This window comes from Mesobacillus boroniphilus, from assembly GCF_018424685.1.
In the GTDB taxonomy this organism is placed as follows: domain Bacteria; phylum Bacillota; class Bacilli; order Bacillales; family Cytobacillaceae; genus Mesobacillus; species Mesobacillus boroniphilus_A.
In genome coordinates, this window is the sequence record NZ_QTKX01000001.1 from 361,789 (window position 1) to 384,319 (window position 22,531).

The 22,531-nt window shown below is 40.5% G+C and carries 18 protein-coding genes; 15 read left to right on the plus strand and 3 right to left on the minus strand.

Annotation, left to right across the window (positions count from 1 at the left end; all coding sequences use genetic code 11):
• The first annotated feature begins 3 nt into the window (after positions 1-3).
• The 8 genes from DYI25_RS01785 (at position 4) to DYI25_RS01820 (ending at position 8,372) form a co-directional block, all read left to right on the plus strand.
• On the plus strand, positions 4-726 hold the full coding sequence (locus DYI25_RS01785; protein ID WP_213369336.1) for an amino acid ABC transporter ATP-binding protein: 723 nt from the start codon (positions 4-6) through the stop codon (positions 724-726).
• Positions 727-966: 240 nt separating this feature from the next.
• On the plus strand, positions 967-2,523 hold the full coding sequence (locus tag DYI25_RS01790; protein WP_213366324.1) for a BCCT family transporter: 1,557 nt from the start codon (positions 967-969) through the stop codon (positions 2,521-2,523).
• 243 nt (positions 2,524-2,766) lie between these two features.
• A complete protein-coding gene (locus DYI25_RS01795) occupies positions 2,767-3,456 on the plus strand; it encodes a DUF975 family protein (RefSeq protein ID WP_213366327.1) in 690 nt (229 codons plus the stop codon).
• Between the two features lie 152 nt (positions 3,457-3,608).
• On the plus strand, positions 3,609-4,160 hold the full coding sequence (locus DYI25_RS01800; protein ID WP_249745211.1) for a DinB family protein: 552 nt from the start codon (positions 3,609-3,611) through the stop codon (positions 4,158-4,160).
• Positions 4,161-4,251: 91 nt separating this feature from the next.
• Complete coding sequence (locus DYI25_RS01805; protein WP_213366330.1) at positions 4,252-4,866, plus strand: sterol desaturase family protein; 615 nt, start codon at positions 4,252-4,254, stop codon at positions 4,864-4,866.
• Between the two features lie 196 nt (positions 4,867-5,062).
• Positions 5,063-5,599: a hypothetical protein gene (locus DYI25_RS01810; RefSeq protein ID WP_213366333.1), complete on the plus strand. Its 537-nt coding sequence runs from the start codon at positions 5,063-5,065 to the stop codon at positions 5,597-5,599.
• An 11-nt stretch (positions 5,600-5,610) separates the two neighbouring features.
• Entirely contained in the window at positions 5,611-7,158 is a 1,548-nt protein-coding gene (locus DYI25_RS01815) for a flotillin family protein (RefSeq protein ID WP_213366336.1), read from the plus strand.
• Positions 7,159-7,463: 305 nt separating this feature from the next.
• Positions 7,464-8,372 (plus strand): nuclease-related domain-containing protein, encoded by a 909-nt coding sequence (locus DYI25_RS01820; RefSeq protein WP_213366338.1) that lies wholly within the window; start codon positions 7,464-7,466, stop codon positions 8,370-8,372.
• A gap of 919 nt (positions 8,373-9,291) precedes the next feature.
• Here DYI25_RS01820 and DYI25_RS01825 read toward each other — a convergent pair.
• The gene (locus DYI25_RS01825) at positions 9,292-12,189 is read right to left on the minus strand and encodes a M1 family aminopeptidase (RefSeq protein WP_213366340.1); all 2,898 of its coding nucleotides are present in this window, start codon (positions 12,187-12,189) and stop codon (positions 9,292-9,294) included.
• Positions 12,186-13,073 (minus strand): ABC transporter permease, encoded by an 888-nt coding sequence (locus DYI25_RS01830; RefSeq protein ID WP_213366343.1) that lies wholly within the window; start codon positions 13,071-13,073, stop codon positions 12,186-12,188. Before DYI25_RS01830 ends, DYI25_RS01825 begins: the two co-directional genes overlap by 4 nt.
• Positions 13,074-13,242: 169 nt before the next feature.
• Between DYI25_RS01830 and DYI25_RS01835 the strand changes: the two genes are divergently transcribed.
• From DYI25_RS01835 to DYI25_RS01845, 3 genes are all read left to right on the plus strand, one after another.
• Positions 13,243-14,775 (plus strand): carboxypeptidase M32, encoded by a 1,533-nt coding sequence (locus tag DYI25_RS01835; RefSeq protein ID WP_274609483.1) that lies wholly within the window; start codon positions 13,243-13,245, stop codon positions 14,773-14,775.
• A gap of 17 nt (positions 14,776-14,792) precedes the next feature.
• Positions 14,793-15,407: a TetR/AcrR family transcriptional regulator gene (locus DYI25_RS01840; RefSeq protein ID WP_213366346.1), complete on the plus strand. Its 615-nt coding sequence runs from the start codon at positions 14,793-14,795 to the stop codon at positions 15,405-15,407.
• Between the two features lie 111 nt (positions 15,408-15,518).
• Entirely contained in the window at positions 15,519-15,989 is a 471-nt protein-coding gene (locus DYI25_RS01845) for a hypothetical protein (protein WP_213366348.1), read from the plus strand.
• A gap of 83 nt (positions 15,990-16,072) precedes the next feature.
• Here DYI25_RS01845 and DYI25_RS01850 read toward each other — a convergent pair whose 3' ends face one another.
• The gene (locus tag DYI25_RS01850) at positions 16,073-17,866 is read right to left on the minus strand and encodes a methyl-accepting chemotaxis protein (RefSeq protein ID WP_213366351.1); all 1,794 of its coding nucleotides are present in this window, start codon (positions 17,864-17,866) and stop codon (positions 16,073-16,075) included.
• A gap of 445 nt (positions 17,867-18,311) precedes the next feature.
• Here DYI25_RS01850 and DYI25_RS01855 point away from each other — a divergent pair, with 445 nt between their 5' ends.
• The 4 genes from DYI25_RS01855 (at position 18,312) to DYI25_RS01870 (ending at position 22,526) form a co-directional block, all read left to right on the plus strand.
• Positions 18,312-19,100 (plus strand): TerC family protein, encoded by a 789-nt coding sequence (locus DYI25_RS01855; RefSeq protein WP_213366354.1) that lies wholly within the window; start codon positions 18,312-18,314, stop codon positions 19,098-19,100.
• A 411-nt stretch (positions 19,101-19,511) separates the two neighbouring features.
• On the plus strand, positions 19,512-20,816 hold the full coding sequence (locus tag DYI25_RS01860; protein ID WP_213366367.1) for a hemolysin family protein: 1,305 nt from the start codon (positions 19,512-19,514) through the stop codon (positions 20,814-20,816).
• Positions 20,817-20,967: 151 nt separating this feature from the next.
• Positions 20,968-21,573: a general stress protein gene (locus tag DYI25_RS01865; RefSeq protein ID WP_213366370.1), complete on the plus strand. Its 606-nt coding sequence runs from the start codon at positions 20,968-20,970 to the stop codon at positions 21,571-21,573.
• A gap of 188 nt (positions 21,574-21,761) precedes the next feature.
• Positions 21,762-22,526, plus strand: coding sequence for a GDSL-type esterase/lipase family protein (locus DYI25_RS01870; protein ID WP_213366372.1), 765 nt, complete (start codon positions 21,762-21,764; stop codon positions 22,524-22,526).
• The last annotated feature ends 5 nt before the right edge of the window (positions 22,527-22,531 follow it).

The window sequence follows — 22,531 nt, forward strand, 5'->3', positions numbered from 1 at the left end:
GATATGATCAATGTTAAGAAACTGAATAAATCATTTGGCGACCTTCATGTATTGAAGGACGTTGATATAACAGTAAAAGAAAGCGACGTGGTCTGCTTGATTGGTGCAAGTGGATCTGGTAAAAGTACATTGCTGCGTTGCTTGAATTTCTTGGAAATAAACGATAATGGACAAATTATAATTGAAGGCGAAGAAATAAAAGCTGATACTCACGATTTGAACGAAGTGCGCCAGAAGATCGGCATGGTTTTCCAGCACTTCAACTTATTTCCTCACAAAAATGTGATTGAGAATATTATTGAGGCACCTGTCCATGTAAAGGGTGTCAGTAAGGCCCAGGCCATTGAAGAAGCAAGGGAGCTTCTTGCAAAGGTAGGGCTATCAGATAAAGAAAAGGTCTATCCATCGAAGCTTTCCGGCGGACAGAAGCAGCGGGTTGCAATAGCGAGAGCGCTGGCGATGAAGCCTGACATTATGCTGTTCGATGAACCAACATCTGCACTTGACCCCGAGCTGGTTGGAGAAGTACTTGCAACGATGAAGGAACTTGCGGAAGAGGGCATGACCATGGTGGTCGTGACACATGAAATGGGCTTTGCGCGTGAGGTTGCTGACTGGGTCGTATACATGCATGGAGGCCGGATTGTGGAAGTAGGCCATCCGGATGATATCTTTGAAAATCCAGTTGAAGAACGTACGCGTGAATTTTTAAGCAAAACTTTTTAATGAATGGACGCTTAGGTTCTCTAAGCGTTCATTTTTTAGCTTTATCGGACCTAGTGTTCTTTAGATGGAAATGGGATGTTAAAAAAATGTTTCACCATGGATAATAGAGGGAAAAAGATTGCAGAATAATTACATGGAAGAATGTCTATATTCACCATTCTCCTAATATATTCCTTTAGACCTGAGGCAATTGGAGTTTTTATACATAACTGAAAAATTACATATTTCTTGGAGGCTGACATGATCAAAAATATATTATCAAACTTTGTTTTTTCAGTGTCAGCTGCGGTGATTTTGTTGTTCGTCGTAGTTGGAGCCATTATGCCAAAGAAGTTTGGTGCGGTGGCTGGAGAGTTGTTTGGTTTTACAACAGTTAATTTTGGTTGGTTCTACTTGCTTGCAGTATTTATTATTGTGCTTTTCTTAATAGGACTAGCAGTAAGTAAATATGGAGCCATCCGGCTTGGCGGTGAAGGGGAACGACCTGAATTTTCCTTTTTTACCTGGATTGGAATGCTCTTTTCAGCAGGGTTTGGAGCCGGACTAGTATTCTGGGGAATCGCAGAGCCGATGAGTCATTTCTTCAACACTCCATTCGCCAATATCGAAGGAGAATCAAGGAGTGCTGCAAGAGTCGCAATGGGCTACTCCTTCTTCCACTGGGGGGTCAGCCAATGGTCTGTTTTTGCGATTGTTGGGTTAGTGATTGGGTTCCTTCAGTTCCGTAAACAAAAAAATGGTCTGGTATCTACAGCACTTGAGCCGATTACAGGTACAAAACCTGCAGTGAAAAACACAATTGATACACTTGCGGTCGTTGCAACTGTCATGGGGATCGCAACATCTGTCGGACTTGGTGTCCTGCAAATGAATGGCGGCCTTAATGCAGTTTTCGGTACCGGAAACTCTATCGCCATTCAAATGATCATTATTTTGGTGATCTTCATTGCCTATATGATTTCTTCTTCAACCGGGCTTGATAAAGGGATTGCGATGTTGAGCAACCTGAATCTTGGAATAGCCATTGTTCTCTTGTTATTCGTTTTGATTGCCGGGCCAACTGTTTTTATTATGGAAAGCTTCACGCTCGCGATTGGGGATTATTTTGCCAACTTCATTCAATACAGCTTAAGGCTGCAGCCATACCAGGAAGGAACCTGGACAAGAGATTGGACAATCTTTTACTGGGCATGGGCGATTGCCTGGTCTCCATTTGTTGGGGCATTCGTTGCCCGCGTATCGAAGGGCAGGACGATAAGGGAATTTATTTTTGGCGTCATGGTCATTCCGCCGGTGATTGCTTGTCTCTGGATTGCCGCATTTGGTGGAACGGCTTTATGGAATGATTTGAATTATGATTCAGGGATTGCTGAGGCAGTAAACGCTGATTTAACATCTGCTTTATTCAAAACTTATGAAGTGTTGCCATTGACTGAAATTCTATCAATATTATCCATCGTTTTGATTTTCACATTCCTGGTAACGTCAGCGGATTCAGCAACCTATATACTGGCGAGCATGACGACTTCCGGAAGTTTGAACCCGCCAAGATTTGCAAAAATTGTTTGGGGTTCGCTAATGGCAGCTATTTCTGCAGTCTTGCTATACGCAGGCGGCCTTGAGGCTTTGCAGACAGCATCGCTGATTGCTGCACTTCCTTTCACAGTCTTGCTGCTGCTATTAATGTTCGCGATTCTTAAGCTCTTGAAAAAAGAACCGCTGCCAATCAGGCCGGCAGACTTAAGACGTTTCAGGAGATTAGAGAAAGCGGCAAGTAATGAGCCGAAGAAAAATTAAAAATAACATGAATTTGTTAAAAAAACGCTGCCCTGTTGCAGCGTTTTTTTAGTGTTTGTGGCTTTTAAACAAAAATACAAGGTTTTTTTATCCAAATCTGCTTAGCTGTAGAGTTGTTAAGGTAGCAGGAATGACTTCAAAACTATTCGATGTATTTGGGGAAGTAACAGCATACTAATGGATTATAACTTTAAAAGTATTGTTTCTTTACCGATAACATATTTATACAAAGGAGGAAGATGAATGGAATTAACGATTTCGCAAATTAAAAAGAAGTCTCTGGCGTCTTTAAAAGGAAAATGGGGCATGGGTGTCGGGCTTACCTTAATTGTCTTTCTGATTACGACAATTGTGCCGACGATTGTAGAAGTGTTTTTAAGTGGCGGATTTTCCGTGTGGATTGACCAAACCGAACCTCCATTAATTGCCGACATGGTTAATCTGTTGATCTCGTTTTTGTTCATCCCAATGACAGTTGCCAGCTACTGGTTCTACCTGGTCATTGCCAGATGGAATGATCCCAAAATCTCAGATGTCTTTGCAGTATACAAAGAATGGGAGCTATCACTTAAGCTTATCGGAACATCTATCCTTGTTGGGATCTTCACGATACTATGGTCATTATTATTGATTATACCAGGCATTATCAAGGGGATTTCCTACTCACAAGTGTTCTTCCTGCTGAGGGATAATCCGCAGCTCTCTGCCCTTGAGGCAATCACAGAAAGTAAAATCAGAATGAAGGGCTATAAATGGAAATACTTCCTTTTGAACCTCAGCTTCATAGGCTGGGCGTTCATTGCCATTTTTACATTCGGAATTGGTTTCTTGTGGCTGACTCCGTACATAAGTACAGCAAATGCGACCTTTTATAATGAGTTAATCGCGCCACAGGACAATGAAGATGCAGAGACTCCAGACTTGGAGTTATAAAAAGTAACAGCATCAGCTTTTTTGGCTGGGCTGTTATTTTTTTGCTCCTTTTATAAGAATGGTTAGCGAAAACAAAGTGTACGAAAAAAAGGATAATCGTGGAAAATAGCGAATAGTATTACTTCTAGTCCACATAAGAAATGAGGGGAAGTATGGGATTCAATCGTTCTACACTATTTTTGATTGATCAGAAAGAGGGGTTCACGCTGACCTTCGGCCATTTGGTGTCAATGATGAACTATGCGCGGTCCACAACTTTGGAAGCAGTGGAGGGACTTACAATTGAGGAGCTTGATTTCCTTGTCCATGATGAAGCAAACACAATTGGTATGCTCCTTGGCCATATGGCTGCTGTTGAAAAAATCTATCAAATTATTACTTTTGAGAGAAGGAATCCAACAGAAGAAGAGGAAGAGGCATTAGGAGCAGGACTTGAACTCGGTGAAAAAGGAAAAGCAGCATTCAAAGGATTCCCATTAGAGTACTATCTTGGCGAACTTCAGGATGTCAGAGAGAATACGTTTCAAAAATTTCATACCCTGACTGATGAATGGTTGTTTGAGCAAACGAATTGGTGGTGGAACGAGCAGGGTAACAATTATTTCAAGTGGTTCCATGTGCTTGAAGATGAACTAAACCACCGGGGACAGATCAGAATGATAAAGAAGATTTATAGCAAGGAGAAGAGTGGTTTAGTAAAATAAGAAGACTCACATTTGTGAGTTTTTCTTTATATTGATTGAATTATCAGAAAATAATATAATGAAAGTAATACTAAGAAATGGAGGTGTGGTAATGAATAAACAATACAAAGAGTTTTTCTTTTTTCCGGATATTAGTATATTAATAGTACTCATTATCTCCGGAGCTGGTTTTTCCATATGGAGAGGTCCGACGATGTTTACAGCTATATTTTTCCTGGTGGGTATGATAACTTTTGCGTTTAGCGAATATTTGACACACCGTTTCTTTTTCCATCTGAAAGCACCGAAGAATCCATTGTTCCTAAAATTTATGAAGAGAATCCACTATGATCACCATTCTGACCCCAACGATCTCAAACTTTTGTTCCTGCCTTTGTGGTACAGCCTTCCTAATTTTTTTGTTCTGTCCTTACTATTTTACTTATTAACTAATAATCTGAATTTTACATTTGCTTTTGGAACCGGTCTCATGTCTATGTTGTTGGTCTATGAATGGAAGCATTATGTTGCCCATCGGCCAATCAAACCTAAGACCAAATTCGGTCGCTGGGTTAAAAAGGTCCATATCCTTCATCATTATAAGAATGAAAACTTCTGGTATGGAGTCAGCACACCATTTGCGGACTATCTATTCGGGACTTTTAGAAATGAGAAGGATGTAGAAACGAGCAAATCAGCGAAGGATTTGGAAAAGCGAGCATTATAACATCATGCCTGTTTCCTTTTGTAGGGAACAGGCTTTTCATTGTTTTGGTCGGAATAAAGAAAAAAGGAAGATTCAGCTATTTTTCTACAAATTTTTAAAAGTTTTGAAACTTATTTCCAAATTAATCGTATTACTATCAAGAAATAAATGGAATAAGGGAGGGTGCTTGTTTCGATTTTAGCAAGGGGTGATGGAAATGGAGCTGTTTGGCATGCCATTAGAAACGATGTATCTTTATGGATTGGTAGTTTCGGGTGCTGTCACGATTCTATATTTATTTTTTGGTGACGTACTTGAAGGAATTACGGAAGCTATACCTTTTGTTAATCCAACCTTGATTTTTTCTTTTGTGACAATTTTTTCAGCTGGAGGGTATTTAGGGGAAACTTTCACGAAACTCCAAAGTGTGTTGATTGCTGGTGCTTCAGCTATTATTGCTCTTATTCTTGTAACTTTATTGAATGTATTTGTGTTGATTCCCTTATCCAACGCCGAGGAGTCGCTTGTTTATAAAGAAAGTGACTTGCGAGGAAGGATCGGAACCGTTATCACTGGGATTCCGGTCGACGGGTATGGAGAGGTCCTGATTGAGAATATTAGCGGCCGTATTTCAAAACCAGCAGCCAGTTTTACAAAATCCGAAATTCCATATGGAAAAAAAGTTCTCGTCATTGATGTAGAGAATGGAGTACTGCAAGTTAAGTTGTATGAAGAACTAGAAACTTATATTTAGGGGGAAAAGGTATGGATCTTATGTTTATTGTTATTGGTTTTGTTGTATTTCTTATCATCGCATTAATCGCTGTGTTCATAACCAAATACAAGACGGCCGGTCCGGACGAAGCTTTGATTGTTACTGGCAGCTTCCTGGGCAGCCGCAATGTTCATACGGATGAATCGAACAACAAGATAAAAATCATTCGTGGAGGCGGTACGTTCATCTTTCCTGTATTCCAGCAATCCCGTCCACTCAGTCTCCTCTCAAGCAAGCTTGAAGTCACTACACCTGAAGTATACACAGAACAGGGTGTGCCAGTCATGGCAGATGGAACGGCAATCATCAAAATCGGCGGATCCATCAGTGAAATTGCCACTGCTGCTGAGCAATTCCTTGGTAAGACGAAGGAAGATCGCGAAAATGAAGCAAAAGAAGTGCTCGAAGGTCATTTGCGTTCCATTTTAGGATCGATGACTGTAGAAGAAATCTATAAAAACCGTGATAAGTTCTCTCAAGAAGTTCAGCGTGTTGCTTCACAGGACCTGGCAAAAATGGGACTTGTCATAGTGTCATTTACGATCAAGGATGTCCGTGATAAAAATGGATACCTTGATTCCCTTGGTAAACCGAGAATTGCCCAGGTAAAGCGTGATGCTGATATCGCGACAGCTGACGCGGAAAAAGAGACACGCATTAAGAAAGCTGAAGCGGATAAAGAAGCGAAGAAAGCTGAATTTGAGCGTGCGACTGAAATCGCCGAGGCTGAGAAAATCAATGGCTTGAAAATGGCTGAATTCAGACGTGAACAGGATATTGCGAAGGCACGTGCCGACCAGGCATACGATCTTGAAAATGCACGGGCTCAGCAAGAAGTAACCGAGCAGGAAATGCAGGTCAAGATCATCGAGCGCCAAAAGCAAATCGAGCTTGAGGAAAAAGAAATCCTGCGCCGCGAACGCCAGTATGACTCCGAAGTCAAGAAAAAAGCTGATGCAGACCGATACTCTGTTGAGCAATCCGCAGCTGCAGACAAAGCCAAGCAAATCGCTGAAGCAGATGCGAATAAATACCGAATTGAAGCGATGGCACGTGCCGAAGCAGAGAGAATCCGCATGGATGGACTTGCAAAAGCTGAAGCAGAGCGGGCACAGGGTGAAACAGAAGCTGAAATCATCCGCCTGAAAGGTATCGCTGAAGCAGAGGCGAAAGAAAAGATTGCCGAAGCGTTCGAACAGTTCGGTCAGGCCGCTATCCTCGATATGATTGTAAAAATGCTTCCTGAATACGCGAAGCAGGTAGCAGCGCCACTTGGCAATATCGATAAGATAACCGTTGTCGACACAGGCGGGAGTGATGCCAATGGAGGAGCAAACAAGGTAACCGGCTATGCAACTAATCTGATGTCAACGCTTCAGGAATCACTAAAAGCATCATCTGGCATTGATGTAAAAGAACTGATCGAGAACTTCTCAGGAAAAGCCAATGTAAGACACAGTATCGATGCATTGGCAGACGGAATTCGTGAGAACAAGACTGAAAACAGAGTTGAAGCTATGCTAAAGCAGGAAGAATAGGAAGAAAAACCGCCTGGGGCTTTGTCTCCAGGCGGTTTTATGCATTTAAATTCAGGGTGTAAAACTACGATTGAGACTGCGGCCGATTAAGGAGTTGAACGATTTCTAACACCTTTTAGCTTGAAATTTAACGATTGAAAAAGCCTTTTTAACTTGAAATGTTAACGATTGATATGGCTTGAAATCTGGAAGTATACGTGGATTCCTACACCGAACCTAGAAAGGCAACAGTGAAAGTTAACAAAATATTCACAAAAACAGAATGCTGTTTGGATTAGAATAATCTTAAAGAAAGGGAGTGTACTATGTTACTTAAAAAAAGAACTGAATCAAAGGAATTAATAGCACTGCGCTACTTGAACAAACGAATGGAGTTGAGCCCAAAGGATAAATTTCATCTTACGAATTTGGAAAAGGGGTATAGAGGGGAGATTGAATTTGACCGGCTGACTGAAAACCTCTCAGAGGAAAGGTATATTATAGATGACCTCCTACTTCAAGTGAATAATTCTTATTTCCAAATTGATAAGGTAATAATCTCTGGGGGATTGATTCATCTATTGGATGTAAAATATAACGAAGGTGATTATTACCTGGAATCAGACAAGTTCTACTCCGTGACGAGCGGCCGAGAGTTCAAAAATCCAGTTATACAATTAAAGAGAAGCGAGACGCTCTTTCGCCAGCTGCTTCAAAACCTCAAATTAAATTACCTCGTCCAGGCTTCAGTCGTTTTTAACAACCCAGAGTTCACACTTTACCAAGCCCGGATGGACCAGCCACTCATTTTACCAACCCAAATCAATCGCTTTTTAAAAGAACTTAACGAAACACCTTCTAAGATGGACGAGAACCATAAATTACTCGCCCAAAAATTGCTTTCATTGCACCACGAAAAAAATCCATTTACCACTCTGCCTGCATATGGTTATGACCAATTGGTAAAGGGTATGAATTGCAGGGCTTGTGGGTCGTTTAATACCTCCATTGAAATGCGGCATTTAGTCTGCGGCAAGTGTGGAAACTCCGAACTAGTAGAACAAGCAATAGTAAAGAATATAGAAGAATTCAGGCTATTGTTTCCTGAGAGAAAAATAATTACACAAAGCATCTACGAATGGTGCAACATGGCTATAAATAAAAGAAGGATAACCAGAGTGTTCAAGAAGTACTATAAAGCAGTCGGAAACACTTCGGATACTTATTACGAATGAAATATGAATGGTCTTTCTGTGCTCTTAAAGGCAATCAAGCAATACAGAGGATGGGATCAGGTTTGGACAAGACATGCATCAGAGCTACGATTTTGTCTGAAGTAGGTGTAGGTTCGGACAAAACAAGTAAGCAAAGAGTTAGTTTTGTCTGAAGTAGGTGCAAGTTCGGACAAAACCGGGAAGCAGAGCGCCAATTTTGTCCGAAGTAGGTGCAGATTCGGACAAAACAAGGAATCGCAGTAACAGTTTTGTCTGAAGTAGGTGTAGGTTCGGACAAAACAAGTAAGCAAAGAGTCAGTTTTGTCTGAAGTAGGTGCAGGTTCGGACAAAACCGGGAAGCAGAGCGTCAATTTTGTCCGAAGTAGATGCAAGTTCGGACAAAACAAGGAATCGCAATAACAGTTTTGTCTGAAGTAGGTGCAGGTTCGGACAAAACAAGGAATCGCAATAACAGTTTTGTCTGAAGTAGGTGCAGGTTCGGACAAAACCGGGAAGCAGAGCGTCAATTTTGTCAAAAGTAGGTGCAAGTTCGGACAAAACCGGGAAGCAGAGCGTCAATTTTGTCTGAAGTAGGTGCAGGTTCGGACAAAACCGGGAAGCAGAGCGTCAATTTTGTCCGAAGTAGGTGTAGGTTCGGACAAAACCGGGAAGCACAGCTTCAGTTTTGTCTGAAGTAGGTGCAGGTTCGGACAAAACCGGGAAGCAAAGCGTCAGTTTTGTCTGAAGTAGGTGCAGGTTCGGACAAAACCGGGAAGCAGAGCGTCAATTTTGTCCGAAGTAGGTGCAAGTTCGGACAAAACAAGGAAGCTTAGTCGAAAATTTGTTCAAATCCATCCAAGCCTTTCACTCCCGCAGGATCTAGTTGAATAACAGATAATAATAATGCCTGAGCTCAAAACAAGCTCAGGCGAAAACTTAATTATTCTTTTAAATCAGGCTTAAGGTATGTTTTGAAATAATCTTTTGCCTGAGGGTGCCCTGCTTTTTCAAATATTTCGACTAAATCGTGTCCAGATGCGTTCTTATTCTTATACTCATTGACATATTGCTTCAATGCTTTTCGAACTTTCCCAGCCTTGACAAGATAATCCAGTTCCATATACATATTTGAACCATGCAAATTCATCATGATAATATAATCATTTATATTTTTAAATTCACTTATAGGGCTGCTTAAGAACTGGCCTTCTCTTTGAATTCTTGATATTTCTTCCTGCTGTTTTAATTGTTCTTCTGCAGAGCTTTTAGCCGTATATCCTTTTTCTCCCATATATGTCTTCAAGGAATAGATTGCTAGACTTTCATTAACCCATGGTTCCTTATATCCCTGGCTTCCGACCATGCCTGACAGCCACTGGCGGATCACGCCATCTGCCATGCTGAGAGAACCAAAGTTATTATCTGAAAAATTATAACTAGGTGAGAAGATCATTCCCTGGTAAGCCATTTGTGGATTTCCTTCAGCGGTACGGATAATATCCAGTTCTTTATAAGGTAAAGCAGTACCATAGAACTCAGTAAAGAATTCAATAGATTGACCGGCCCCCATAGCATTGCTGTGTGCTTTCTCTTCCTTATCAGTGGCAGGGCGATACCATACGTTCACTTCAGTATCATCCTTTGTCATGAACTTTTGCATTTGATAATACTGTTTATCCAAAAGGACGAGGGCAAAATCGCGCACGTTTTCCACCTTGGCATTGTATTCCGTGGTTTCGCCTTGAGTCTCTACAATGGCATGTGATTCTTCAGCATTCGATAGGATCTCGAACTTAGAAGCAGCTTTAATGGTTACGTCATAATTTGCTGTTTCACTGTAAAACGGGAAGCCGATTGGTGAATAGGGATCAAGGTTCCAGCCATTTTTATCATATACAGCCTGTTTTGGAAGGAAGTTACCTAGCCATACTGCTGCATAATCATAGCTTGCATTACTATAATTCGTAGGCAGCTGGAAATTGAACTGAAGGTCAAGCTCAGCCGTTGCCTCCTTTTCCCAATCTTTCATTTGAATTTCTAAAATAGTTCCATCCACCTTGAAATCAGCTTTCTTGTTATTCACTTTGATTTCCTGGATATCGATCCAGCCTGGTACAGGTGATGGTCCACGAACAAATTCCCATTCCGGTCCATCAATTGGTTCTTTAAACTGGTTAGGGTACAAATGGAAATAGATTTTATCCTGATCGGTTTCAGTTGTATTTGTTGTTGAAACATGGAGGCTGCCCTTCAATGTTGCATCAGCATCCTGATAAGTCAGGTCAGCTTTATATATGACAGGCACATGCTCCTTGTTAGTAAAACTGTAACTAAAGAAGTCTTTATCCTCTTTTGATTCAGCAGAGGCCTCTACACTTTTTTCGGTTTTCTCTTTTGAGTCAGCTTTTTCATTCTCGCGATATTCTGCATATGAAAAAATACCGGCCCATAATACGATTGAAACCGTCAATATTGATGTGAAAACCGGCTTACTGTTGTCTTGAATATATTCAGCAGCCTTCACGACCACCTTTTCAACACTGCGATATATGCTGCAGCGAGTCAAATAACCTCGTACCGTCCTGAGTTTTTCGCGCATAAAATCACTAGTATATACCTTCTTTTCATGTTCCACTGGCGGCTGCTCCTGCAGGCCCATTAATACAAAACTCCTTGAAAGGCTTGCATTTTCCTTAGCATCATGAACTTCAGCGGTATTACCCCTATGTTTTACTGGCACCATTCCAGCGATCTGGTCCTCGACCCCTTTCTTCATCCAATTCACGACGATTGCAATGAATGCGATGAGCAGGATAGGACTGTAGAACATCCACGGCGCACGTCTTATCAGCCAGAAGTTCTGGCCGGCCATCCCTGCAAGTTCATTCGTGATTGTTCGGTATATCATCCGTGGTGTATCGGTCAGCGCTGTGGGATGAGGTCCGCCTAAGTACAAGGTAAAGATTCCAAGGAATGTTAATAGCTGCAATACTGATAAAACCTGCTGGGTTGTCAGTAAAAGTAAATGTGATTTGATATTTGGCCAGACATGTCTGACCAAAGTATGGAACTTGCTAGCACCCATCAGTTTTGAACTCAGAACGTACGGCTGTTTCTCTATTTCACCCATGATATCGAGGATGAAGTAATAGACTCCTGGCAGCCCGATTAATAGCAGAACTAGAATCTGGTATTCTAATATGACTTTTGCAGAAATTCCTACAGGTACTGCTGCTGCCGGGATGATCAAAATGATCCCAACCAGCAATGGGGGGATATACCGAAATGGCCAAAAGAAAGCGCTGAAATATTGCTTAAGGCCTGGATACCATAATGTCGTCAGCAGCGCCAGCAATGTCCCAGCCAAAAGGCGGGCAAGAGTGATTCCTAATACTGCTCCAAGGGTGTATTTAACACCGACAAGTATCAGGTTCACCATACTTCGAGCACCCAAATCTGTTCCAAGTGGGAATGTTAAGGATGGTGGAGCAGGTGGAGCTGCGACAAATTTGCCGTTTTCATCAAAAATCAATAGTTCGTTGCTCTCTGGTATAGGCTCCGTGAACCAGCTCACCACGAACAATAGAATAAGGATCGTTGCTCCGACTATTATATTCCGGTATTTTAGGTTGTTAATATATCTAAGTAAAGCTTTGAATCTTTGAAATAAGTATTTAGCCATAATGGCCAAACCGTTTTTTATCTTCTGAAAAGTTAACTTTCTAGTTTCCCTCGCAACCCAGGCTATCCCAATTTTTAAATTTTTATAGTTGATATATATAATAATAATTGTAATCAGCCCAATTGCAGTTGCGAAAATACTCCTTACTCTACTCATATATCGATCCCCCGAGCGATTCCGGCCTTTTTACCGTAAAAAGTGACTAATCTCTCCACAATGATGACTGGCATCATAAAGACTCCTACATAAAACAAAATTTTAGCCGGAGACACCCCGTGTGTCAGTAATAGCTTGTAGAGTTCCTGTATATACCCATCAAGGACAAACATGTGTTCAACGAGCACCAAGTTTGTCAAAACCAGGAAGATGATGGTTTTGAAGTGTATGAAAACAACCGGTATTATATTTCGGGTTAAATGGATAAATAGGAGCTGAATTTTCGATAGCCCTTTTGCCTGACCTAAGAGGATGTAATGTTTTTCGTATTCTTCCTCCATCACTTTTATCAGGAATTGTGCAAAAAACAGTAATGGAAGGATAGAGTTAATGATCATTGGGAAAATCAGCGGTTCTTTCCCGGCTAGCCCATACATTGTAACGAGGCGAAGATTAAATTCTCTGTAAATAGTGAACAAAAGCATCTGCATCATGAAAATAATGAGTAAATTAGGTAATCCCTCAAAAAAATTCAAGACATGTTTTACCTTTGTTCTTTGTTTATAAGGAAGGTTCATAAATAGATAGGCAATTAAGCTTCCTATAAAAACAGTGAACAATAGACTGACAAAAATAATTTCAAGCGAGTATGTATAACGATCGATGACAGTTTCCTGGTTCCAGCTTTCGAAAAAATTCCAGCTAGAAGGTTCGAAAAATTGTGCAGCTGTCGCTGCCAAAGCTTTAAAAAATGCGGCCAGTTTGAAGCCAAGATGCTCACTTCCCTCCACTCTGAATGCGAAAAGGCGAGGGAATGCCATAAAAAATAGCAGACCTGCAACAGAGGTCAAAAACAAAAATGTGTAATGAATGAACTTTTTCATATGCTCTCCTTTGGAAAATTTTTCTTTATTCAAGCTTTGACGTAGTAAGATTACAAAAGGTTTCAAGAATTTAGAAATATTTTTTAATAATTTTGTGATAATTGAAAAAATAATGTAATATAGTTTATAATAAACCGACTAGATAGTTTATTTAAAAGGAGGAAGTGACATGGAACAAAAGGTTATGAACCAAGCGATCATTTCTGCACTGGAAAAATTCACAGAATTAGATGAAAAAATCTCGCATTTTAATAGTATTTTAGGCTTGCTGAGCTGGGACCAAAAAGTAATTGCCCCAAAGAAGGGCCGGTCGATTTTTGCAAAAGCAAACGGAACACTTAGAACGGAAGCGTTCAAACTATCAGTATCAGAGGAAATGGGGGAGCTGCTCAGCATACTCTCTTCTAAAGAATCCGAGGACTACCTCGATGATGAAGCAAAGGCCAAGGTCCGGGAACGCAACAAGTTTTATCATCGTTCAAAGAGAATTCCTGCTGATATGATCAAGGAGTTTTCAGTGCTAACATCTCAGGCAAATGATGCCTGGGAAGATGCGAAGGAGACAAATGACTTCGAGAGATACCTTCCATATTTAGAGAAGATTGTGGATTTTAAGAGAAAGGCTATAGAAATTTACGGTTATGAAAACCATCCTTATGATGCACTGCTGGACGAATTCGAGCCAGGACTGACAGTAGAAAAGCTGGATCCTTTGTTTGTTAAACTAAGAGAATCCAGTTCGGAATTGCTTAGAAGAATTCAAAGTTCCTCCTACAAACCGGCTGCGGAAATATTTGATCAGCCATATTCAGTAAATCAGCAAAAAGAATTTAATCGTTATATTCTCCCATTGATTGGTTTTGATATGGAAGCTGGAAGGCTTGATGAAACGGTCCATCCATTTGCTCAGACTGTTAATACTAGGGATGTCAGGATTACGACCAGGTACTTAGAAAATAATGTCCGTTCGGCTATTTTCGGTACGATTCATGAAGCCGGCCATGGGATTTATGAGCAAAATATTGACCCGAAGTTCGAGGGTTCAGTCCTTCAGGAAGGAGCATCCTTTGGGATTCATGAATCACAATCCCGCTTCCTCGAAAACATGGTGGGGCGCAGCGAGCAATTTTGGAAGTACTTTTATCCGAAACTGCAGGAGCACTTCCCTGATCAGCTCGGAAATTTGGAGCTGGACGAATTCTACCGTGCTATCAATGCTGTACAGCCGTCATTCATCCGCGTGGAAGCAGATGAACTAACCTATAATCTGCATATTATGGTTCGATACGAAATTGAGAAGGCATTAATTGCCGGGGAAATTGAAGCAAAGGATCTGCCAGGGATTTGGAACGCGAAAATGAATGAATATTTAGGAATTACACCTTCCAATAACAGTGAGGGCGTCCTGCAGGATATTCACTGGTCATTCGGAGGATTTGGCTATTTCCCGTCATATTCTCTTGGGAATTTGTATGCAGCTCAGATTTTGCATAAAATTCAGCAGGATGTTCCTGAATTCTACGATAGTATCGAACAAGGAAATTTTGCGGTGATCCAAAATTGGCTTAAGGAAAACATCCATCAATATGGAATGTTGTATACACCGAACGAGCTGGTTGTTAAGGCTACCGGTGAAGAACTGAATGCTGACTACTTAGTCCAATACCTTGAAAAAAAGTATAGCAAGATATACAAACTCTAGAAAAAGAGGTAGTATGAATGGCTCCAATTGTTTCGGAAGAATACAAAGAAAAGAAGCGGCAGGAAATCTTGCAGAGTGCACATGCATGTTTTGCGAAAAAGGGATTTGAAGCATCTACTGTTGATGATATTGTTGCGCACTCTGGACTGAGTAAAGGGGCAATCTATAATTACTTCAAAAGCAAGGATGAAATCTATCTGGCCCTGATGGAACGCCAGACTAAAGAGTCAGGAACAAAATTCACGGAGGCAATCTCAGAGCGGCAAACAGCTTTGGATAAGCTCGATTACTTGATCAATGCTTATCTGGATAACGATCCAAATGACGAAGAGAACAAGGACCTTGCTCTCGTTCATTTCGAGTTCAGGCTATATTCTACCCGCAATCCTGAATTGAAGAGCACGCTGACTAAACGTTATAAAGATTTCTTTGTTAAATTGTTAGCAGGAATCATTAAAGAAGGTCAGGAAGCAGGAGAATTCAAAAATCAACTCGATCCTGGCACATATGCGGATATCTTTTGGGCGATGGTAAATGGTGTCACATTGCAGGCAACCATAATTGAGAAATATCAATATAAAGCCATTTTAAAAGAAATGCAAACGATGTTCGTTGAAAAATTAAAGGCATAAACAACAAAACCAGTGGGGAAAGTCTCACTGGTTTTTTGTATTAATTTTGTTTAGGTTTTATACAATGGTATAATGAGCGGTACGGAAGAATTTAAAAATGCTGGAGGCACTATGCTAACTTTTGAAGAAAAACTTGTAATTATTGAATCATTTCCTGAGCTTGAACGAAAAAATGTATCTTTAGGTCGTGTTAACTTCCATTTTGAAGATAGTATTTATGAAAAGAAAAATGTTGTTTATCATCTGCATCCAAATGGAAACGGATTTGTTTATGCAGAATTTTTAGGAGGCTATGACATCGATTCAAAGGGTATGGTAAATATCCGCGATTTTTCTGCGGAAGAACTTAGGACTGTCATCAGACAAGCCATTGAGTCTCTTTCACCAAATACCACTCTTGAATCTGCTATCATAGAAGATCATGAGGAAGAGCGCTGGGTTAACTTGGAAAACCATACTCTCATCCTCGTAAGCGAAGACGATATGTGGAATGTGTATGCAGGTTTGAATCTTGATGGGACATTTCTGTCCTATAATGAAGCTAAGCAATATCTAGAAGAAGAAGGATTCAGGAAGAGATAAGAAAAAGGATGCCATTGCAGCATCCTTTTTCTTTGTCCAATTTTCTTGAGTCATCCTAGATGGGTATAGTGTGTTTGCGTTTCTTACAGTTTGAAATTGCCTGTCAATTTCTCCAACTCCAATGCTGTCTGCTGGAGGATCTTTGTTGTTTCATTAACATTCTCCGCGACTGTCAGCTGCTCCTGTGTGGACTGATCTGCCTGGCCTGTGCCTGCCGCAATCTGCTGGGAAGCCTGTGAGACTGTATCAAGGGAGTTTGTTATTTGTTCAATGGCGATAACCTGCTGTTCAATGGCAGAAGCAATATTATTTGAGTTATCTTCGATTTCCAGTGTTGTTTCATAGATTTCATTAAGTGTGTTTTTTGCGTTCAAAGAAAGATCTTTATTGTATTGTACCGCTTCTCTTGTCTTTGTGATGTAGTCTACGGCATTACGGGTATTCTGGACATTTTCATTTACGATAGTAATAATAGTGGAAGCCGATTTCGCGCTTTCTTCGGCCAGTTTCCTCACTTCATTTGCTACAACAGCAAACCCTTTTCCATGCTCACCAGCCCTTGCTGCTTCGATGGCCGCGTTCAATGCTAACAGATTTGTCTGGTCAGAGATCGTATTGATGATTTTGACGAATTGTGTGATTTTGTCTGATTGCTTTTCAAGCACATTAATAATGTCAGCCAGCTGGTTCGTATTCTCATCCACAGCTTCAAGGCCGGAAAGCATTTCGTCGATTCTCACAGTTCCTTGTTTTGAAGTAATGGTGGAATTTTTAGCAATGTAGCTTGCCTGCTGTGCGGAAGCATTGATTTCTTCGATACCTGCATTGATTTCTTCCAATGTTGCCTGCATTTCTTCAATATTGGCGTTCTGCTCCTGCGTGCTTGCTGCTGCCTGCTGGTTAGCTGCAGTCAGCTCCCTGATTGCTTCAACAGAACTGGATGCCACTTTGGACAAGCCAACAGTTTCACTCGATACTTCCCTGGAGCTTGTTTGCACCTGTGAAACTAAAGTTCTAAGGGAAGCAGCCATCGTATTGATGCTTTCTGCCAATGCTCCGACTTCATCTTTTGTTTTAACCGTAATGTCTTTTTGAGATAAGTCCCCTTTTGCAATGTTTGCGGTAATATCCCTGATTTTATTCAATGGCTTGATTAGCCTGGAAACAAGGAAATACATTGCTGCACTTGATAGGGACAGGATAATTAGTGCTAAAATCCAAATGCCCGCAACTTCAGCATTAATCTTTTTATTAACTTGGGATACATCAAAGTCGACTCCGTAAAGGGCGATTGTTTTTCCGGCCATATCGGTAATTGGCGCAAATCCTGTCATTTTATCGCCATTATTCGATTCGTATATTTCAGTAGTTGTCCTTTTGTTTTCTTTAAAAGCTTCTAACGCAGCACGGTCAAAGGCATTGCCGCCCGAATAAGATGATCCATATGTTAGTTCCTTCGTCATCATGGCAGAACTCATTGTAGGGATTGTTAGTTTTTCTCCATCCAATGTAATCAAATAAAGGTTATGTATTAATGGGTTCTCTTTTAAAATTTGATCCATTTGTTTCTGGAGCGAGGTAATACCTGGATTATTTTTTGAAGGGTTCGCAATAATTGTTTTCGCTTTCCCCGCAGAAATCTGATCCGATAACAAGCTTGAAATCGTATTCAGCTCCGCTTCCATCGATTCTAGATTGCTAGTCCTGATGGTGTATTGAGCATAGATTGTTGTAGCCAATGCAAGGAGAAGCATTGAGATTATGCTTAAAGATACAACCTTTAGTTTTAGACTCATATTTCTGTTGGAATTTTTTTTGCTTGATTTCTTTTTTGTCACTGTTTTTTTGGCAATGCTCTTTTTCTTAGTGAAAAGCAATTTGTCCACTCCCTCTGTTCTTCATAGGCGATAAATTTTTTCGAGAACAATAATAACCCTGTAGGAAACCTTCAAGAATTGGATCTAATGCCTGAATATTGTTCTCATATTATTGTTATTTTCGGCAATTTTCAAAATTAGTTAAGGAAAAAGTACTATATTAGTCGTTTATTTTTTATTGACAGAGGTCCGGAGCTTATATATATTTAAGGTAATTAAATATTCTCTTTTTAAAGGGGAGTAGCTGCTACAATAAAGTCGTCATTCCGAGATGAAAGTCTCCGGCTTTATTGGCAACGTGGACGTTGTTAGCAAGACCTTTGCTGTTTTGATAAAGGTCTTTTTCTATGTCATTTTAGGCCTTTACCATGATGGTAAGGGTCTTTTCTTTTGGCCATGCGAAGGGGTATTTGGTTGACCAATCAATGGTTAGGAGGAAAAGAAAATGGATCTGACATTATTTTTAGAATATGGCTGGGTACTTCTTGTGCTTGTAGTGATGGAGGGACTTTTGGCAGCGGACAATGCATTGGTGCTTGCAATTATGGTGAAGCACCTTCCTGAGGACAAACGCAAAAAGGCTTTATTTTATGGATTGGCTGGGGCATTTGTGTTTCGTTTAACATCCCTTTTTGTGATTTCCTTCCTGGTCGATGTATGGCAAGTTCAGGCAATTGGGGCATTATACCTGCTCTTGATGTCTGTGAACCACATCATCAGAAAACTTGCTCTCAGGGATAAAAGAGAAGGTCAAGAACAAATACTGACCAAAGAAAATAAGAAGAAAAGCGGTTTTTGGATGACTGTCCTGAAAGTAGAAGTTGCTGACATTGCTTTTGCAGTCGATTCTATCCTTGCAGCAGTAGCACTGGCTGTTGTATTGCCCGAAACTCCTCTTCCAGACATGGGTGGGATGGACGGGGGACAATTCCTTGTCATTTTCGCAGGCGGGATGATTGGCTTGATTATTATGCGATTCGCTGCAAATATGTTCGTGGACTTGCTTGAAAGAAGGCCAGGTCTGGAAATCGCCGCGTTTGGTATTGTCGGCTGGGTAGGGGTAAAACTGGCTATTTTAACGATATCCCATCCAGCGTTAGGTATCTTGAATCCCGAATTCTCCCACTCAACAGAATGGAAACTCACATTCTATGCAGTGCTTGTGGGAATTGCCGCGGCAGGCTGGTTCCTGTCCACTGAAAAGACTGGGGAAACTGCCAAAAAGGTATCATGATGAAATGAGCTCTGAAGTATAACACATCTGCATCATTGTGCAGATGTGTTGTACTTCAGTTTTTTATTGAATCATTGGAACGTTTACAGCCAAAGTGAATGTCTGTTCACGGAAATTCCTTCGACAGATGCCACGGAGGCCATCAAGAATAAAGCTACAAGTGTATTCGAAAAGCAATAACCAATGCGAAAGTAGTCTGTATTTTGATATATTCTTGTTCGGCTACCAATAATAAGTGTGGATTGATTCACGTTTTTCCTCTATTATGCGTTAGCTATTTATTATAAGGGTATAATTTAAAAAATGGACAAAATCATGGTGCTGAAGGAACATTCCTTTGATCATCATTCCATTTTAATGGAGTAAATGTTTTCTAGGAGGTGACTGCCTTACGAATGTAGGGCTTGCCCATTGATTATGACTAATTTGCTTTTAGTAGCTTTATTAATCGCATTAACGGGTTTTTTCGTAGCGACAGAGTTTGCCATCGTAAAGGTGAGGAGTTCGAGAATTGACCAGCTTATCGCTGAAGGAAAGAAAGGAGCACATTCCGCGAAGCACGTGGTCACACATCTCGATGAATATCTCTCGGCCTGCCAGCTTGGCATTACAATAACAGCTCTCGGCCTGGGCTGGCTCGGGGAACCGACGGTTGAAGAGATGCTCCACCCTGTTTTTGAGAGCTTTCATCTTAATACGTCATTATCCAGTATATTATCGTTCGGAATCGCCTTTGCTTCGATCACTTTTTTGCATGTGGTAGTTGGGGAGTTGGCTCCAAAAACAGTCGCAATCCAAAAAGCAGAAGCAATCACCCTTGCTTTTTCAAAGCCAATCATCTGGTTTTATAAGATTATGTACCCTTTCATTTGGGTGTTGAACGGTTCAGCCAGGCTTCTTGTCGGCTTGTTTGGTTTAAAGTCTGCATCTGAACATGAGATTGCCCATTCCGAAGAAGAACTTCGCATTCTTTTATCAGAGAGCTTTGAAAGCGGTGAGATCAATCAAAATGAACTAAACTATGTGAATAATATATTTGAGTTTGATGAGCGAATTGCCAAAGAAATTATGGTGCCACGAACCGAGACTGTCACCTTCGATATTTCAGATGATATTGAAACGATTATTGATGTGATCCAAAAAGAGAAATATACACGGTATCCAGTGATTGATGGCGAGAAGGACAATATAGTAGGGATGATCAATATCAAGGAAATACTCACTGCTAAACTGACACAGAAGGATCTTCAAAAAGAGTCGATCTTGTCTTCATTTATTAAGCCTGTCATCAGAGTCATCGAAACGATTCCAATCCATGATTTGCTCGTCAAAATGCAGAAAGAGCGCATCCATATGGCTATCTTGATTGATGAATATGGTGGAACATCCGGACTTGTGACTGTAGAGGACATTCTTGAAGAAATCGTCGGAGACATCCGTGATGAGTTTGATGTGGACGAAATCGCCGAAATCAGGAAAGTAAATGAAAACCACTATCTGTTCAGCTCGAGAGTATTAATAGATGAAGTAAATGACCTGTTAGGCATCCATATATCTGAAGAAGACGTAGATACTATAGGTGGATGGTTCATGACAAAGAACATTGATGCCAAGATTGGTGATGAAATTGAAGAAGAAGGCTATGTTTTTAAGATTATCGAAATCGACGAATACCATATTGCCTATTTAGAGGTTATAAAAATAGACGAAGACTGAAAGCCGGACTAATTCCGGCTTTTTCTTTTGTAACATAAAAGTGTGGCTTATTTTGGCAAGTTCTAAATAGTTTGAGTGTGTGTCCATGCCGGGTAAGAATACACTACCGGGGTAACCGGATGAACCATACAATGGAATGGAGGGATTTTTAATGGCTAAAAAAGTAGTTGGCGTTTATGATAATCAAACAGAACTAATTGAAGCAATTGAAGAACATAAAAACCAGGGATATGCTGTTCAGGATTTCTCAATCATTGGTGATACGAACGATGTTACTACTGCACTTGAAAGCAGAACGGGTGTAACGACTGAAAATTTAGGAACGGATAATGATGTTCATAAGGAAGGCGGATTCTGGCAAAGCCTGATGACAGCTTTTGACGCAGACAGAAATCTGGGGGGCAATGAGCCGTCAATTTCCGATCGTCTGGTTGGTGTTGGCTTATCAGATGACGCGGCAAGTGAATATGAAGAGGATGTTCGAAATGGACGCATCATTCTTTTAGCTGAAAAGACTGTATCTGGATTTGATGCAGAAGGAACAGGCTATGTTACCGATACATCCGTAACAGGAACTTATGATGATACTGATGAGCAGACATTGAGGTTGAGAGAAGAGGGGCTTGATGCATCCAAGGAAAGGGTACAGGCAGGTGATGTAGAAGTCCACGATTCACTTAAGAATTCATCTGACCAAGACCGTGACGGTTTCAAAAATCCGTCTGGTGCATATCGTGACGGTTATAAGGATAGATAAAAATATCCTTGAAAATAAGAAAAGACGCCCATAAGGCGTCTTTTCTGCGTATTGAGGCGACTGACTGCACGCCACATCGTACATTTCCATAAAGGAGTGTCAGTCGACTTACACAATTCAGCTCATCGCTTGATTAATATAACACTTTGAAGAAGTATTAGCAAGAGAAATTTGCTGGAGGATTCTTCATGTTTCATGTTCTGCTTTTGCCGGGTAAAACAGTGGAAACAGTTATGGAAGGGACACACAACATGAAGAAAAATACAGCACTTGCTATTTTTATTTTAATTATAATCTCCATACTAGCTGCTTTCAGTTTATTTGACAAAGAGAAAGAGGATAAGCTGGTTGTAGCATTGGGTGACTCGCTTACATACGGGTATGGTGATGAAAACGGTTCCGGTTATATTGATACGCTTAAAACAAGATTGAACAAACAAAATAGTGAGGACTACAATTTTGCCAATGAAGCTATATATGGCCTTGAATCATCCGGAATCCTTACTCAGTTATCTAATATCATGGTGAGTAGTAAGCTCAATGATGCTGATTATTTTATTCTTTTCATTGGTACGAATGATTTGATCAATAGTAACGGAGGAAATTTAAAGAACCTGCAGCATGGTAAAATAGAAAGAGGACAAGAAGTTTATTTACAAAACCTGAGAGCAATCATTGATACTTTAAGGGAAAGAAACAATGAAGCGCCAATCCTGCTGCTGGGGATGTATAACCCCTATCCATACAGCGAAAGAATTGAATTTTTAATCCATGAATGGAACAATGAAATCATAAATACTATAAAAGAGGAAAAACAAATAGTTTTTATTCCAACTAATGACCTGTTTAAAGGCAAAGGCAAACAGGAGTATTTCAGCGACTCGCTTCATTTGAATGATAAAGGGTACAACCTAATCGCTGACCGCATTTTAGAAAAATATAAGTTCAACTAAGGAAA

Excerpts from the sequence above, each read along its gene's own strand:
- DYI25_RS01785 (WP_213369336.1), top strand. The coding sequence starts at position 4 with ATGATCAATGTTAAGAAACTGAATAAATCATTTGGCGACCTTCATGTA.
- DYI25_RS01820 (WP_213366338.1), top strand. The coding sequence starts at position 7,464 with ATGTTACTTAAAAAAAGAACTGAATCAAAGGAATTAATAGCACTGCGC.
- DYI25_RS01855 (WP_213366354.1), top strand. The coding sequence starts at position 18,312 with ATGGATCTGACATTATTTTTAGAATATGGCTGGGTACTTCTTGTGCTT.
- DYI25_RS01810 (WP_213366333.1), top strand. The coding sequence starts at position 5,063 with ATGGAGCTGTTTGGCATGCCATTAGAAACGATGTATCTTTATGGATTG.
- DYI25_RS01815 (WP_213366336.1), top strand. The coding sequence starts at position 5,611 with ATGGATCTTATGTTTATTGTTATTGGTTTTGTTGTATTTCTTATCATC.
- DYI25_RS01805 (WP_213366330.1), top strand. The coding sequence starts at position 4,252 with ATGAATAAACAATACAAAGAGTTTTTCTTTTTTCCGGATATTAGTATA.
- DYI25_RS01790 (WP_213366324.1), top strand. The coding sequence starts at position 967 with ATGATCAAAAATATATTATCAAACTTTGTTTTTTCAGTGTCAGCTGCG.
- DYI25_RS01835 (WP_274609483.1), top strand. The coding sequence starts at position 13,243 with ATGGAACAAAAGGTTATGAACCAAGCGATCATTTCTGCACTGGAAAAA.
- DYI25_RS01865 (WP_213366370.1), top strand. The coding sequence starts at position 20,968 with ATGGCTAAAAAAGTAGTTGGCGTTTATGATAATCAAACAGAACTAATT.
- DYI25_RS01840 (WP_213366346.1), top strand. The coding sequence starts at position 14,793 with ATGGCTCCAATTGTTTCGGAAGAATACAAAGAAAAGAAGCGGCAGGAA.
- DYI25_RS01800 (WP_249745211.1), top strand. The coding sequence starts at position 3,609 with ATGGGATTCAATCGTTCTACACTATTTTTGATTGATCAGAAAGAGGGG.
- DYI25_RS01830 (WP_213366343.1), bottom strand. The coding sequence starts at position 13,073 with ATGAAAAAGTTCATTCATTACACATTTTTGTTTTTGACCTCTGTTGCA.
- DYI25_RS01795 (WP_213366327.1), top strand. The coding sequence starts at position 2,767 with ATGGAATTAACGATTTCGCAAATTAAAAAGAAGTCTCTGGCGTCTTTA.
- DYI25_RS01845 (WP_213366348.1), top strand. The coding sequence starts at position 15,519 with ATGCTAACTTTTGAAGAAAAACTTGTAATTATTGAATCATTTCCTGAG.
- DYI25_RS01825 (WP_213366340.1), bottom strand. The coding sequence starts at position 12,189 with ATGAGTAGAGTAAGGAGTATTTTCGCAACTGCAATTGGGCTGATTACA.
- DYI25_RS01870 (WP_213366372.1), top strand. The coding sequence starts at position 21,762 with ATGTTTCATGTTCTGCTTTTGCCGGGTAAAACAGTGGAAACAGTTATG.